The sequence below is a fragment of the Stappia sp. 28M-7 genome, from assembly GCF_014252955.1.
Taxonomy (GTDB): Bacteria; Pseudomonadota; Alphaproteobacteria; order Rhizobiales; family Stappiaceae; genus Stappia.
The window spans coordinates 1,508,826-1,522,673 of sequence record NZ_JACMIA010000001.1 but is presented as its reverse complement, the minus strand read 5'-3'; the positions used below and the strand labels follow the sequence as shown (position 1 = coordinate 1,522,673).

Below are 13,848 nucleotides of genomic sequence, written 5' to 3'. Positions count from 1 at the left end.
TCAGCAGCGGGGTCTGTCTATTTGAGGTCAAGAGTGGAGTCCATCCGCTGCATATGCCGACGCCTCTTGATGCGTGCCGAGCGGTACGCGATATGTGGGGTGATCGAGATCAAGTGCCCGCGCTGCGGGACCATCAATGCACTGAGGCCTGCCGAGCCCCAACCCGAGCGCCCCGAGCTGCCGGACAGGGAATAACCATGGCAGGAAAAGCCAAATCCGATCTCCCGCCGCTTGACCCGAAATGCCCCGGCGTACCACCCGGAAACCGCTACCGCGAGCAGTATGGCGTTATTGCTGTCTGCCCTGATGAAGCCTCTCAACGTGCCCTCTACGAGGGTTTGAAGGCCCTTCAGGGCGCCCGGCTCAAGGTGGTGGTCACATGAGGATCGACATCCGCCACCGCTGCGACCACTTCGACAGCTACCGCGCCGCACGGGTGCAGTCCCTCTTCAATGTCGAGACGGGCGCGAACGTCGACATTGCGGCCGATCTTCCGGTTGAAGGTGACGACTGGTCTATCGGGCTCGTCGTGGGCCCGTCCGGCTCCGGCAAGACATCCATCGGCCGCGAGATCTTCGGCGCCGGTGCTTTCTATGAAGCGGCCGGCTGGCCGGCCGATGCCCCGATTGTCGATGCTATCGCGCCCCATGGGGCGTTTGACGAGGTGACGGCCGCTCTTGCGGCTGTCGGCCTTGGCAGCGTGCCGGCCTGGCTTCGGCCGTATCACGTCCTTTCCAACGGCGAGCGCTTTCGGGCCGATCTCGCCCGCATCGTATGCGAGCGCCCGGCACGGGTGGTGGTGGACGAGTTCACCTCTGTCGTCGACCGCCAGATAGCTCGCATCGGCGCGCTTGCCTTCGCGAAGGCCTGGCGTCGAACCAGCGGCCAAGCGGTGCTGCTGTCGTGCCATCGTGACATTGTGGACTGGCTCTCGCCCGATTGGGTCTATGACACCGCGAGCGGCCAGTTCACCGGGAGGTATCTTCGACGGCGACCAGACATCGCCCTCGACATCCACGAATGCGGCTGGGAGTTTTGGCCGCAGTTTGAGCCGCATCACTATCTGAAGCTGCCGAAGATGATCGCCGCGACGTGCTACGTCGGGTGTGTCGAGGGCGCCCCGGTGGCGCACGTAGCATTCTCGACCCGGCCGGGCATGGTGGAGGCGCGCGCCTGTCGTCTTGTGATCATGCCCGAATGGCAAGGCGCGGGGGTCGGCCTCCGATTTCTCAATGCAATCTGCGCCCGCTGGCGCAGGGGGCACAACAGATTCGGCAAACCCATGCCGACCCTCTTCCACACCTCCCATCCGGGGCTTGCAGCCGCGCTCCGCCGTCATCGGGATTGGGCGCAGGTTTCCTGCAACCTCTACGGGGCGAACAAGGCCAAATCCGCTGCCAGCATCCGACGCACAAAGCACGCAGGAACGGGATACGGGGGGCACTTCCGGGCCGTGCAGGGCTTTAGATATGTGGAGTCGGGACAATGAAGATTGCGATCATCGGCCAGAAGTGGCTCGGCAGTGAAGTGCTTGCGGCGGCCAGGGCGTTCGGTGCGGTCGAGTACGTCATCGCCCCGTCGCCGGAAGATCGGCTTGCCCAGGCGGCCCACATTTCGGGAACCGACGTCTTCATCTGCGCAGGTGCTATCGGGGACCTCTATGGGCTCCCGGCCGTCGACCTTCTCGTTTCAGCGCACTCGTTCCTGTACGTGCCCGCGTGGCTCCGCGCGTCGGCGGCATGGTCGGTAGGCTACCACCCGTCGTTGCTGCCTCTTCACAAGGGCCGCCACGCCGTTGAGGGGGCCATAAGCGCCGGTGACCGCGTGACCGGGGGGACGGTCTACCAGTTGGAGGACGGGGTGGATGACGGCGCGGTCGTCTATCAGGACTGGTGTTTCGTGGAGCCGGGCGAAACGGCCGCCACGTTGTGGAGGCGCGCACTGGCACCAATGGGGTTAGACCTGCTGACGAAAACCATGTGGCACCTTGCCGAGCACGGGTTTCTGAACACCGCGCCGCAGGCCTGCCTGAAGCCGGGCGCGGCAGGGCCGGCCGACCGCGCCGCTTGAGCCTCGCGCGCTTCGGTTTCTGTTGTCATTTGAACTTGCGCGAAGTGCCAACCGATTTTGCGCGCTACAAGAGGCACGACCGACGAACGCGCCGGGACGTTATCCCCGCTCATGCAGGAGATCGTATGATCACGCCGAACGATTCGAACAGGGGTAATCACGCGGAGCCCGGCAGATTGATGCAACGAGCTGAAAAGCTGGCTGGGGCGGCAGGATTCGAACCTGCGCATGGCGGTACCAAAAACCGCTGCCTTACCGCTTGGCTACGCCCCAAATCGCAGGCCGCCTGTATAGCGAGCGCGCCCGCGCCGCGCAAGCAGCGCCTTAGGCGCGCGAAGCCGCGCGCACAGCTTAAATCCGCCCCGCCCGCCGTCATCCACAGGCAGGAAGAAAAACCTTTCACGCACAGGGTTGCGGAGCCCGATTGCCGGTGATATGAACCCGCCACACCACGGATGAGCGCCGGTCTCCCGGCCCGGAAAATCGCTCTCCACCCGACTGGCCCAGCCGGCGGGACGAAGGTTCGGAGTGTAGCGCAGCCTGGTAGCGCACCTCGTTCGGGACGAGGGGGTCGCAGGTTCAAATCCTGCCACTCCGACCATTCAAATTCAGATACACAGCTGAATTGCCGCAGCCTCGGTCCGGGGTCGATCGGCTTTTGCTTCGGCAAGGCTCCAGACAGAGCACGCCGTCGCCTGGGCAAGCGGATCCGCGACCCGATCCCCCCTCAGGACGCGGCAACCGCGCGCGGCTCTGCCGACGCCTCCGGCTGCGGGCCAAGCAGCCGCAGCCCGCCGACCGGCAGCGGCAGCCCCCTTTCACGCAAGGCGGTGTCGATCTGCGTGAACACCGCATCCCGGCAGTCCACATCATCGGCAAAGCTCGGCACCCAGAAGCGCACATGGTAGCGGATGCCGTCCACGTCGTAGGAGGCGACCCGCACGTCGGGCGCCGGCATCGCGACGATGATCCCGGCGCGTGCAGCCGCCTCGGCCAGCAGAACCTTGGCATCGAGAACCGGGATGCCGTGATCGAGGACGACCTGCACGCGGGTCCGGTACGTCCGGTTGGGGGCGCTGTAATTGACCAGCTTCTGACGGGCGATCTGGCTGTTGGGCAGGATGACATAGGTGTCGTCCCGCGTCGAAAGCCGGGTGGTGCGCCAGCCGATCTCGATCACCCGGCCATTGGTCAGGTCGTCGATGGCCACCCAATCGCCGATCCGGTACGGCGCCTCGACGCCGACCGCAATACCGGAGAAGACGTCCGCCAGCGTGTTGCGCAGCGCAAACCCCAGAACCGCGATGACAAGGCCGGAGCCGGCCAATGCGCCGCTCAGGCTCTGTCCGACCACCAGCATCACCGTCGCGATGCCGGCGGCCAGAAACAATGCCGCGGAAACGAGTTCCGGCAGCAGTTTCGGCACCCGGCGCCGACGGGAACCGGTCCGCTCCAGCGCCAGCCCGGCAAGCCGTCCGCCCAGCCAGGCAGCAGAGAAATAGGCCGCGCCTCCCGTCAGGACAAAGATGGCCCTGGCCGGCAGGCCCAACCCCAACAGCTCGAAAAGCGGCTGGTGCAGCAAGTGGGCGGCAACGAAGGCGGCCGTGCTCAGGCCCGGCCACATCACCCGTAGCACCGCATCCGACACCCGGCTCATTTGCTATACGCCGCCGTCTCGGGCCCTGCTGCGCGCAGGCGCGCCGAGCGCAGCATCAGGCGCGACTGAAGGGCCCTGTCAGACGGGAGAAGCGGCTGTTGGCAATGCAGACAGCGGGCGGCGGCGCGCGGCGATTCCTGCCGGCAATGGAAACAGATGAGGGGCTGTATTCTTCTGGACATCTTGCTCTCCGGGCGCGGCCGGCGGCCGCGCGAACCTGGGAAACCGTGAAGGAGACCCGGAGCAAGAACGTCTTGAAGCTTGGCTCAATACGGTTCTGCTCCGGGAAACACATGTGTCTCCCGGACGAACCCGAACAAAATTTTCAGAACAGCTTCAGACATGAACCTGATCTAGGCATTAAAACCAAAAAGATCAAGGATCGCGAACCTGCGACAAAAGCGTTCGCCGGCACTGAAAACCTGCCGGAAGAAGTAAAACCCGAACAGGAGGCGAAAGGAACGGATACCCGGCACAGCGCACATCCCAGCCGCTCCCCCCCAGCAGAGCAAGAGACATGGACGGACAACGTGCCGATGTGCTGAGATCGGAACTCAGGTCGAACAAGGAAACACTATGCAAAAATCGGGAATGGCACTCGCTGCGCTGGCACTCACAATAGGCGCGGCCAGCGCGCAGACAGGCAGCACCACAAGCGCGGAATGGAAGATCGATGGCGGGCCGAACCAGACCGAGACCGTGATCACGTCAGGAGTGCTATGGAGCAAGCCCGAAAGCGGCGAGGGCACAGCGTTTCTCATGACCTGTATCATGGACAGGCTAAGCTTGTGGTTCGCCCACCGCGACAGGATTTTCGACGCAGATGCCGCCGAGGTAACGTACAGGATCGACGGGGGGCCGCCTCACTCCGTATCCATGCCCGCTTTTGAAAACAAGCGTGCCTTCAGCCTCCCGGACGCCGACACGGCCAAGCCCTTCCTGGATCAGATTGTCGGGGGCCGGACGCTTGACGTGGTCATGCGCGACAAGGACACCGTCCTCATCGAGGCATCGTTCGACATCTCGCGCATGAGAGAGGCTTACGACATCGTCGTCCAGCCCTGCGGCAAGCAGGGCGCTCAGCCCTGACGCGATCGGAAGCGTAGGGCTCGGCCGGCGCGTTGTTGCCGCCGCTCTGGCAGCCAATGGACCCCGGCTTTGCGCTTGCGCTTGGCCGGGGTGACGGTAGAGAGGATGCGAGGGCGTTGCCGGTCTCATAGGCCGTCATCCCGGCTGCTCTTCCTCGGAGGTCATCCCGGCCGCAGGCGAAGCCGGAGAGCCGGGACCCATTGGACCCTCAGCGGGAGCGATACGGAGGACGGTGGCAGCGTAGCTCATGCGCTCCAGCCCCTCCCTCCGTCATCCCGGACGAGGCTGAAGGCCGAAGATCCGGGACCGGAGAGCCACCGTGGATGCGGGGTTGTTCCAGAGTACCTTCGCAAGGCCCTCGGCTCTCCGGTCCCGGGTCGCGCTGCGCTTGCCCGGGATGACGAAACGAGAGGGTGGTGCGAGGGCGGCAGCTACCGCCTTTCGGGGGTACTGGATCCCGGTCTTCGGCTGCGCCGAAACCGGGACGACACCCTGTGCGTGGAGTTCGCGCCAGCGTGCCCTCGCAACCGCTCTGGCAGCCAATGGGCCCCGGCTCGCGCTTCGCTTGGCCGGGGTGACGGCAGAGAGGATGCGGGCCGTTGCCACTCTCACAGGCCGTCATCCCGGCTGCTCTTCCTCGGAGGTCATCCCGGCCGCAGGCTAAGCCGGAGAGCCGGGACCCATTGGCACCCTCAGCGGGAGCGATACGGAGGACGGTGGCAGCGTAGCTCATGCGCTCCAGCCCCTCCCTCCGTTATCCCGGACGAGGCCGAAGGCCGAAGATCCGGGACCGGGGAGCCACCGTGGGTGCGGGTTTGGCCCGGAGCGCACCTCATACGCCCTCTGCTCTCCGGTCCCGGGTCGCGCTGCGCTTGCCCGGGATGACGAAACGAGAGGGTGGTGCGAGGGCAGCAGCTACCGCCGTCCGGCAAAACTGCCGAGGATTCAGTCGCGGCCGTTCGGGGTTACTGGATCCCGGTCTTCGGCTGCGCCGAAAGCGGGATGACACTCTGTGCGTGGAGTTCGCGCGGACGTGCCCTCGCAACCGCTCTGGCAGCCAATGGGCCCCGGCTCTGCGCTTGGCCGGGGTGACCTCGGTGGGGAGGCAAGTCTGTGCGCCCCTCCCCTCGCCCGCTCAGGCTACGCGCGAGGCGAAGAGAGACCGTAAGACAAAACCGGCGCAGGGGCGGTGGCCGCTGCGCCGGTGGGTCTTGGGATGCCGCAACTTGAGAGAGGTGCCGAGCTCCTTCCGACCCGGAAGGGGTCTCGGCACCTCCAGCTTCAGGGCGCCGCGCGTTACTTCAGCTTGAGGAACAGGCCGGCGATGAGCCGGGCGCGCTCCACGAGGCTGTCGACCTCGATATGCTCGTTGAGCGTATGCAGGCCCGCGCCGCGCACGCCGATGGAGTCGAGCGTCGGGATGCCGAGCGCGCCGGTGAAGTTGCCGTCCGAGCCGCCGCCGGCGCTGCAATGGGTAAGGTCGAAGCCGAGCTCGCCGGCGATGCCGCGAGCGGTCTCGTAGACGGCGAGCGTGCCCTCGTCCGGCTCCCAGACCGGCCGGGTGACGCCACGCGTCACCTCGATCACCACGTCGTTCTCCTCGCCGTTCAGCGCCAGCATGCGCTTCACGCCCTCGTCGAGGTCGTGCTGGCGCTTGGCCATGGACAGGACCTGCGCCTTGCAGGAGGAGGACACGCAGTTGACCCACTGGCCGGCATGGATGACGCCGACGGAGAAGGTGCAGTCTTCCGTGGTCATGGCCTCGATCTCGAGGATCTTGCGGGCCATGGCGGCAATCGCCGAACGGCCGTCCTTCAGCGCCCAGCCGGCATGGCTCGGCCGGCCATAGGTCTTGACGTTGAAGCGGGCGATGGCGAAGCGCCCGGTGACGGCGGAGCCGTCGTGATGGGCGGGCTCGGGCACCAGAACATACTTGTTCTTGCGCGCTTCCATCTCGATCAGCTCGCGGGTCGAGGGGGTGCCGACCTCTTCGTCCGGCGTGAACAGGACGGTGATCGGCAGCGGCGTGTCGATGCCGGCAAGCGCGAGCTGGCGCAGCACCTCGACGGTGACGAAGTTGCCGCCCTTCATATCCTGGATGCCGGGGCCGTAGCAGCGCCCGTCCTCGACGCGCCAGGGGTTCTTTTCCAGCGTGCCGATGGGGTGGACGGTGTCGAGATGGCCGGAGACGAGGATGCCGGGCTTGCCGAAGTCCTTGTGCGGCAGGCGCGCACGCAAGGATCCACCGAAGCCCATGCGGCCGGGGATGCGCTCGATCTCGGCGCCGACGGCGGCAAGATCATAGGCGGCAAGGTCCATCATCCGGTCGACGGCGGCGGCATCGTAGGTCGGGCTTTCGCACTCGATCCAGGGCTTGAGGCCGGCAAGCATCGTGTCCGTGTCGAACGGAAGGTCGAGATAGCTCATGGGAAGGTTCCTGAAACGGTTGCGGGGCGTCAGAGCGGCATGCGCTTTTCGACGATGCGGGCCATGATGCTGGCGCCGACCGGCAGCATGTCGTCGTCGAGCAGGAAGCCGGGATTGTGGACCGGCACGTCGCCCTTGTGGCCGAGGGTGCAATAGGCGCCCGGAACCACCTTGAGCATGTCGGCGAAGTCCTCGCTGCCGGTCATCAGGTCCTTGGTGACCGTCGCCTTGGCCGCGCCGACGATCTCGCCCGCCGCCTCGCGATAGGCCTCGGCCAGATCGGCATCGTTCATCAGCACGTCGAAGGTCGGACGCAGGTCGGCGATGATCTCGACGTCGTAAGCCTCGGCGAAGCCGGCGCAGATCTTCTCCGCACGCTGGTGGATGACGTCGCGCACATGGTCGGAGAAGTAGCGGATCGTGCCCGAGATCACCGCCTTGTCCGGCACCACGTTGTAGGCCGAGCCGGAATGGATCTGGGTGACGGAGAACACCGCCGGCTCCGTCGCCTCGACATTGCGGCTGACGATGGTCTGCAGGTTCTGCACCAGGGCGCTGGCGATGACGATCGGATCGCGCGAATGGTGCGGCATGGCGCCGTGGCTGCCGACACCGTTGATGGTGATGTCGAAGAAGGTGGCTCCCGCCATCGCCGGTCCCGGCTTGATGCCGAACTCTTCCGGCGGGGCGAGCGGGTTGTTGTGCATCCCGTAGATCTCGTCGCAGGGGAAACGCTCGAACAGGCCGTCGGCGAGCATGGCGCGGGCACCGCCCAGCCCCTCCTCCGCCGGCTGGAAGATCATCACCGCCGTGCCGGAGAAGTTGCGGGTGGAGGCGAGATAGCGCGCCGCGCCCAGCAGCATGGCGGTGTGGCTGTCGTGGCCGCAGCCGTGGAAGGCGCCCGGGTTCTTGGACGCATACGGCAGGTTGGTCAGCTCGTCCATCGGCAGGGCGTCCATGTCGGCGCGCAGGCCGACCGTGCGTCCGCCCTCGCCGTTGCCCTTGATGATGCCCACAACACCGGTCTTGCCGATGCCGGTATGGACCTCGTCGACGCCCCACTTGCGCAGGAGTTCGGCGACGATGCCGGAGGTGCGGACCTCCTGGAACCCGATCTCCGGGTGCTCGTGAAAGTCGCGGCGGATGGCGGTGAGTTCGTCGGCATAACCGGCGATCTGCGGCAATACGGGCATTTCGAAATCCTCCAGGTATCGTTGTTGGCGCGTGGGATCAGGCCGTCCGCAGCTCGCGGAAATTGGCAAAGTCCCAGGCGCGGCCGGGGGCAGCCTCGATGAGGGCACGGGTATAGGGGTGCTTGGGGTCGGCAAGGACCCTTTCGGCGGCGTCATGCTCGACGACGCGGCCATGCTGCATGACCACCACCTCGTCGCAGATCTGCGCGGCGACGCGCAGGTCGTGGGTGATGAAGAGGATGGCGATGCCGAGCTTCGACTGGAGCTCATCCAGCAGCTCCAGCACCTGTGCCTGCACCGACACGTCGAGGGCGGAGACCGCCTCGTCGGCAACCAGCACGTCCGGCTCCATGGCGATGGCGCGGGCAATGGCGATGCGCTGGCGCTGGCCGCCCGAGAACTGGTGCGGGTAGCGGTCGACGGCATCGTCCGGCAGGCCGACCAGCTTCAGCAGCTCGCGGGCTCTCGCCATCGCCGCGTCCCTGTCGGTGCCAAGGTTCAGCGGCCCCTCGATGAGGCTGCGGCCGATGGTCCAGCGCGGGTTGAGCGAGCGGAACGGGTCCTGGAAGACGATCTGGATGTGCCGCCGGAGCGGTCGCAGCTCGCGCCGGGACAGCTTGGCGATCTCCTTCTCGGCAACGCGGATCGTGCCGTCGGTCGGATCGATCAGCCGCATGACGCAGCGCGCCACGGTCGACTTGCCCGACCCGCTCTCGCCGACGATGCCCAGCGTGCGGCCCTTGGCGATGGTGAAGGAGACCTCGCTGGCGGCGAGCGTCTCCTTGCTCTTCCGGAAGACGCCGTGCGAGCCGTAGACCTTCTGCAGCCCGTCGACGGAGATCACCGGAGCGCCCTCCGGCACGGGACGGGCGGCGCGCGGGGTCAGGCTCGGCACCGATTTCAGCAGGCGGCGGGTGTAGTCTTCCTTCGGCCGGCGCAGCAGCTCCTCCACCGGCGCATGCTCGACGAGCTTGCCGAACTGCATGACGTGGACGGTGTCGGCGATCTCCGCCACCACGCCCATGTCGTGGGTGATGAACAGCACCGCCGTTCCGTGCTTTTCCTGCAGCTCGGCGATCAGGCTGAGGATCTGCTGCTGGGTGGTGACGTCGAGCGCGGTGGTCGGCTCGTCGGCGATCAGCAGCTTGGGCTCCAGGATCAGCGCCATGGCGATCATGATGCGCTGGCGCTGACCGCCCGACAGCTGGTGCGGATAGGAGCGATAGATGCGCTCCACGTCCGGCAGGTGCACCTGGTTCATGATGTCCAGGACGCGGGCCTTCTTCTCCCGCGCTGGAAGCTTGGCATGGGTGTCCAGCACTTCCTCGATCTGGGCGCCGACGCGCATAACCGGGTTGAGCGCCGTCATCGGCTCCTGGAAGATCATCGAGATCTTGCTGGCGCGCATCTGGCGCATCGCCTGGGGCGAGAACTCCAGGAGGTTGCGGCCCTCCAGCTCGATGCGGCCGCCGGTCACCTCGAGCGCGCCCTTGGGCAGAAGCCCCATGACGGCGAGCGAGGTCACCGACTTGCCCGAGCCGCTCTCGCCGACGAGACAGACCGTCTCGCCCTCGCGGATCTGCAGCGAGATGCCGTCGAGGATCGGCTGCGCGGACGCATTGCCGGCAAGGCGCACCGTCAGGTCGGTGATGGTGAGGACGTTCGGAGCCTCGTCGAATGTGCGGGTCTTGAACAGCATGGTCAGGCCTCCCGCTTCTTCAGGCGCGGATCGAGCACGTCGCGGGCCGTGTCGCCGAGCAGGTTGATGGACAGGATGCACAGCGACAGCATCAGGCCCGGCCAGAAGATCAGCGAGGGCTTGAGCTGGAAGTAGACGCGGCCCTCGGCCATGATGTTGCCCCAGGTCGGGATCTCGGTGGAAACGCCCGCGCCGAGGAACGAGAGGATCGCCTCGGTGAGGATGGCGGAGGCGCAGATATAGGTGCCCTGCACGGTCAGCGGTGCCAGCGTGTTGGGCATCAGGTGCTGCCACAGGATCTTGGGCATGGAGGAGCCGAGGGCGATGGCCGCCTCGACATAGGGCTCCTCGCGCGCCGACAGCACGACGGAGCGCACAAGGCGCACCACGCGCGGGATCTCCGGGATCGTGATGGCCGCCATGACCGACCAGATGCTCGGCCCGTTGAGCGCGACCAGCGCGATGGCCAGCAGGATCGAAGGGATCGCCATCAGACTGTCCATCACGCGCATGATGATGGCATCGGCGGTGCGGAAGAAGCCGGAGACGAGGCCGATCATCAGGCCGATCAGCACGCTGACGACGGCAGCGCCGACGCCGATGAGCAGCGAGATGCGGCCGCCGGTGACGACGCGCGAAAGCACGTCACGGCCATAGGCATCGGTGCCGAGCGGATACATCTCGCTCGGTCCCTTGAGCCGCTGGACGGCGTCCATGGTCATGGGATCGTGCGGGACGATGACGGGCGCGAGCAGCGCCGAGGCGGCGATCACCACCAGCACGATGGCGGCGATCACGGGTCCGGCGCCGAGGCGCCAGCCGGCCGGCAGGGCGATGGCCCCGAACAGCCACTGCATGCGGGAGGCGGGTTGCGGGTCAGCCTGCATCGCGCGCCCTCCTTTTCCTCTGGGCAAGGGACGCAAGGTCCTGGAACGGGCGGGCCATCAGTAGCGGATCCTCGGGTCGAACAGGGTGTAGGACAGGTCGATCAGCAGGTTGATGAAAACGTAGAGACCGCTGGTCAGCAGGATCATCGCCTGGATGACGGGATAGTCGCGGGCAAGGATCGCATCGACCGTGAGCCGGCCAATGCCGGGAATGTTGAACACGCTCTCGGTCACCACGACGCCGCCGATCAGCAGCGCGAAGCCGGTGCCGATGATGGTCATGATCGGCACGGCCGCGTTGCGCAGCGCATGGCGGAACAGGACGATGCGCTCGGTCACGCCCTTGGCGCGGGCGGTGCGGATATAGTCCTCTCCGAGCACTTCCAGCATGGAGGCGCGGGTCATGCGGGCGATCAGCGCCACATAGATCGTCGCCAGCGTCAGGCACGGGAGGATCGCCCTAGCGAGGAAGCGGCCGAAATCGTCGGACGGGGCGGCATATCCCTGCACCGGCAGCCAGCGCAGCTCGATCGAGAAGACCTGGATGAAGATGTAGCCGATGACGAAGACGGGGATCGAGAAGCCGAGCACCGAAAAGCTCATCACCGCGTAGTCGGCCCAGGTGCGGTGCCGCCAGGCGGCGAGCACGCCCATCGGCACGGCAATCGCCACCGACAGCAGGATGGTCATGATGGCGATGTTGATCGTCGGCCAGATGCGCTGGCCGATCATCGTCGTGACCGCCGTGTTGGAGATCAGCGAGGTGCCGAGGTCGCCCTGCAGCAACAGCCCGACCCAGGTGACGAACTGGACATGAAGGGGCTCGGACAGACCGAGCGAGGTGCGGATACGCTCCAGCTGGGCGGGCGTTGCCATGTCGCCGGCGATGATCGCCGCCGGATCGCCCGGCGTCAGCCGCAACAGCAGGAAGACGAAGACGGCGACGATGATCATCACCGGGATGACGGCGAGGATGCGCCGCAGGATATAGCCTAGCATCGCGGGTTGCTGCTCCTGGACCTGGTTGCGCGGAACCGCTTGTTCCGCCGGACGTCGAGGTGCGAGGGCCCACCGCTTCACGCCATGATGGGCGCGCCCACGGGACGGGGGCGCGGGCCGGCAGTGCCGGTCCGCATCGGGGATCGCAGCCTGCGTCTGTTCGAAAAGACGCGCTTCACGAGATCTTGCGAGCCGTCCGCCCGGCCCGCAAGGGCCGGGCGGCGGATCTCAGGACCCGATCAGTCCGCCTTCTTGACGTTCCAGAAGACCGGAACCGGCGAGGGCAGCATGTCGGTCAGCTTGTTGCTGCGCGCCTGCGGCGAGGCGTACTGGCCGAGCGGGATGTAGAGGACGTTGTCCAGAGTGTGCTTCTGGATCTTGACCGCCACTTCCTTCTGCTTCTCCGGCGTATCGGCGGCGATGAACTCGGCCTTCAGGGCCTCCATCGTCTCGTCGGTCGGCCAGCCGAACCAGGCGTTGTCGCCGCGCCCGTTCAGCATCGGGCTGATGAGCGGCGAGTTGATCTCCGGCACCAGCCAGTTGGTGAAGAAGATGTTCCAGCCGCCCTCGGAGGGCTTGGCCTGGCTGGCGCGGCGCGTCACGAGCGTCTGCCAGTCCATCGGCTGCATGTCGACGTTGAAGCCGGCATTGCGCATCGCCTGGGCCGCGACCACCGGCTGGGCGGTGAGGCTGACGACATCCGTCGGCTGCATCAGGACGATCGGGGTGCCGTCATAGCCGGCTTCCTCGAGCAGCTTCTTGGCACCTTCGATGTCACCGCCGGAGGTCAGCGTCTCGGCGCCGGACTCGTCGGCGAGCGGGGTGCCGCAGCCGAAGATCGCACCGCAAACCGTGTAGTAGTCCGGATTGCCGATCAGCGTGCCGAGGACATCGGCCTGGCTGAGGGCCATCTGGGCGGCCTGGCGGATCTTCTTGTTGTCGAAGGGCGGATGCTTGAAGTTCATCCGGCCGATGGTCTGGTAGCCGAGATCGTCGCGGGTCTCGACCGTCACGTCCTCGCTGGAGGCGAGGATCGGCAGAAGGTCGATCTGCACCTGTTCAATATAGTCGATCTCGCCCGACATGATCGCGTTGATGGCGGTCTGGGCGTCCGGCATGGTCACCCACTTGACCTCATCGACGTTCACCACCTTGCCGCCGGCCATCCAGCTCGCCGGCTCGTCGCGCGGCACGTAGTCCTCGAACTTGCGATAGGTGACGGAGACGCCCGGCTGGTACTCTTCCTCGACGAAGACGAAGGGACCGGAGCCGACATATTCGGTGATCGCCGCATCTGCCGGGCCGCTGGCGACGCGCTCGGGCATGATGAAGGGCGGCAGAGCCGACTGCTTGCCGACCGTGTCGAGCAGCGCCGGGAACGGGCTCTTCAGCGTCCAGACGAAGGTCTTGTCGTCCTTGGCCTCGAGGCTTGCGGTGATGTCGAAGATCAGCTGGCCGCCGGAATCGCGCTTGCCCCAGCGGGTCAGCGAGGCGATGGCATCGGCCGAGGTGACCGGGGCGCCGTCATGGAACTTCAGCCCGTCGCGCAGGGTGAAGGTGTAGACGAGGCCATCGTCGGAGACCGTCCAGTCGGCCATTTGCGGGCGCGGGGTGAAGTTCTCATCCACCGCGACCAGGACGTCGTAGATCATGTAGGCGTGGTTGCGGCTGATATGCGCCGTCGTGATGATCGGGTCGAGCACACGCAGACCCGAGTGCATCACCGCGGTGATGGTCTTGCCGGCAGCGTCGGCCGGGGTGACGAGACCGGTACCGGCCAGCAACGCACCGGCGAGCAGGCCGGCGACGGTGTGGCGGGCCTTCATC

General features: G+C 66.3%; 13 protein-coding genes and 2 tRNA genes. 7 read left to right on the top strand and 8 right to left on the bottom strand.

Annotation, left to right across the window (positions count from 1 at the left end; translation table 11 throughout):
* Positions 1-33 precede the first annotated feature (33 nt).
* From H7H34_RS23700 to H7H34_RS06665, 4 genes are read left to right on the top strand one after another with little or no spacing between them, the layout of a single operon-like run.
* Positions 34-195 (top strand): Com family DNA-binding transcriptional regulator, encoded by a 162-nt coding sequence (locus tag H7H34_RS23700; RefSeq protein WP_185924663.1) that lies wholly within the window; start codon positions 34-36, stop codon positions 193-195.
* 2 nt (positions 196-197) lie between these two features.
* On the top strand, positions 198-383 hold the full coding sequence (locus H7H34_RS06675) for a hypothetical protein (RefSeq protein WP_185926644.1): 186 nt from the start codon (positions 198-200) through the stop codon (positions 381-383).
* Positions 380-1,489, top strand: a complete 1,110-nt coding sequence (locus H7H34_RS06670; protein ID WP_185924662.1) for an ABC transporter ATP-binding protein — start codon at positions 380-382, stop codon at positions 1,487-1,489. The genes H7H34_RS06675 and H7H34_RS06670 overlap by 4 nt, the downstream gene beginning before the upstream one ends.
* Positions 1,486-2,070, top strand: coding sequence for a formyltransferase family protein (locus H7H34_RS06665; protein WP_185924661.1), 585 nt, complete (start codon positions 1,486-1,488; stop codon positions 2,068-2,070). Before H7H34_RS06670 ends, H7H34_RS06665 begins: the two co-directional genes overlap by 4 nt.
* Before the next feature lie 198 nt (positions 2,071-2,268).
* Here H7H34_RS06665 and H7H34_RS06660 read toward each other — a convergent pair.
* Positions 2,269-2,343, bottom strand: a tRNA-Gln gene (locus H7H34_RS06660).
* Between the two features lie 251 nt (positions 2,344-2,594).
* Here H7H34_RS06660 and H7H34_RS06655 point away from each other — a divergent pair.
* A tRNA-Pro gene (locus H7H34_RS06655) sits at positions 2,595-2,671 on the top strand.
* 126 nt (positions 2,672-2,797) lie between these two features.
* On the opposite strand, the gene H7H34_RS06650 is transcribed toward H7H34_RS06655, so the two are convergent.
* Entirely contained in the window at positions 2,798-3,727 is a 930-nt protein-coding gene (locus tag H7H34_RS06650; RefSeq protein ID WP_185924660.1) for a mechanosensitive ion channel family protein, read from the bottom strand.
* A 98-nt stretch (positions 3,728-3,825) separates the two neighbouring features.
* On the opposite strand from H7H34_RS06650, the gene H7H34_RS06645 reads away from it, so the two are divergent.
* Both H7H34_RS06645 and H7H34_RS06640 read left to right on the top strand, forming a co-directional pair.
* Entirely contained in the window at positions 3,826-4,272 is a 447-nt protein-coding gene (locus H7H34_RS06645) for a hypothetical protein (RefSeq protein WP_185924659.1), read from the top strand.
* 46 nt (positions 4,273-4,318) lie between these two features.
* On the top strand, positions 4,319-4,816 hold the full coding sequence (locus H7H34_RS06640) for a hypothetical protein (protein WP_185924658.1): 498 nt from the start codon (positions 4,319-4,321) through the stop codon (positions 4,814-4,816).
* Positions 4,817-6,112: 1,296 nt separating this feature from the next.
* On the opposite strand, the gene H7H34_RS06635 is transcribed toward H7H34_RS06640, so the two are convergent.
* The 6 genes from H7H34_RS06635 to H7H34_RS06610 all read right to left on the bottom strand — a co-directional run bounded on the left by H7H34_RS06635 (position 6,113) and on the right by H7H34_RS06610 (position 13,847).
* Positions 6,113-7,243 (bottom strand): M20/M25/M40 family metallo-hydrolase, encoded by a 1,131-nt coding sequence (locus H7H34_RS06635; RefSeq protein ID WP_185924657.1) that lies wholly within the window; start codon positions 7,241-7,243, stop codon positions 6,113-6,115.
* Between the two features lie 29 nt (positions 7,244-7,272).
* Positions 7,273-8,436 carry a M20 aminoacylase family protein gene (locus H7H34_RS06630; protein ID WP_120269053.1) on the bottom strand — a complete coding sequence of 388 codons (1,164 nt, stop codon included), beginning with the start codon at positions 8,434-8,436 and terminating at the stop codon, positions 7,273-7,275.
* Positions 8,437-8,473: 37 nt separating this feature from the next.
* Positions 8,474-10,135 carry an ABC transporter ATP-binding protein gene (locus tag H7H34_RS06625; RefSeq protein ID WP_185924656.1) on the bottom strand — a complete coding sequence of 554 codons (1,662 nt, stop codon included), beginning with the start codon at positions 10,133-10,135 and terminating at the stop codon, positions 8,474-8,476.
* A gap of 2 nt (positions 10,136-10,137) precedes the next feature.
* Positions 10,138-11,022 (bottom strand): ABC transporter permease, encoded by an 885-nt coding sequence (locus H7H34_RS06620; protein WP_120269051.1) that lies wholly within the window; start codon positions 11,020-11,022, stop codon positions 10,138-10,140.
* Between the two features lie 57 nt (positions 11,023-11,079).
* On the bottom strand, positions 11,080-12,021 hold the full coding sequence (locus H7H34_RS06615) for an ABC transporter permease (RefSeq protein ID WP_120269050.1): 942 nt from the start codon (positions 12,019-12,021) through the stop codon (positions 11,080-11,082).
* Between the two features lie 239 nt (positions 12,022-12,260).
* Positions 12,261-13,847, bottom strand: a complete 1,587-nt coding sequence (locus tag H7H34_RS06610; RefSeq protein ID WP_120269280.1) for an ABC transporter substrate-binding protein — start codon at positions 13,845-13,847, stop codon at positions 12,261-12,263.
* Between the last annotated feature and the right edge of the window lies 1 nt (position 13,848).

Coding starts and splice junctions, on each gene's coding strand:
- H7H34_RS06615 (WP_120269050.1), bottom strand. CDS start 12,021: ATGCTAGGCTATATCCTGCGGCGCATCCTCGCCGTCATCCCGGTGATG.
- H7H34_RS06610 (WP_120269280.1), bottom strand. CDS start 13,847: ATGAAGGCCCGCCACACCGTCGCCGGCCTGCTCGCCGGTGCGTTGCTG.
- H7H34_RS06635 (WP_185924657.1), bottom strand. CDS start 7,243: ATGAGCTATCTCGACCTTCCGTTCGACACGGACACGATGCTTGCCGGC.
- H7H34_RS06625 (WP_185924656.1), bottom strand. CDS start 10,135: ATGCTGTTCAAGACCCGCACATTCGACGAGGCTCCGAACGTCCTCACC.
- H7H34_RS06665 (WP_185924661.1), top strand. CDS start 1,486: ATGAAGATTGCGATCATCGGCCAGAAGTGGCTCGGCAGTGAAGTGCTT.
- H7H34_RS06640 (WP_185924658.1), top strand. CDS start 4,319: ATGGCACTCGCTGCGCTGGCACTCACAATAGGCGCGGCCAGCGCGCAG.
- H7H34_RS06620 (WP_120269051.1), bottom strand. CDS start 11,022: ATGCAGGCTGACCCGCAACCCGCCTCCCGCATGCAGTGGCTGTTCGGG.
- H7H34_RS06650 (WP_185924660.1), bottom strand. CDS start 3,727: ATGAGCCGGGTGTCGGATGCGGTGCTACGGGTGATGTGGCCGGGCCTG.
- H7H34_RS06670 (WP_185924662.1), top strand. CDS start 380: ATGAGGATCGACATCCGCCACCGCTGCGACCACTTCGACAGCTACCGC.
- H7H34_RS06630 (WP_120269053.1), bottom strand. CDS start 8,436: ATGCCCGTATTGCCGCAGATCGCCGGTTATGCCGACGAACTCACCGCC.
- H7H34_RS06675 (WP_185926644.1), top strand. CDS start 198: ATGGCAGGAAAAGCCAAATCCGATCTCCCGCCGCTTGACCCGAAATGC.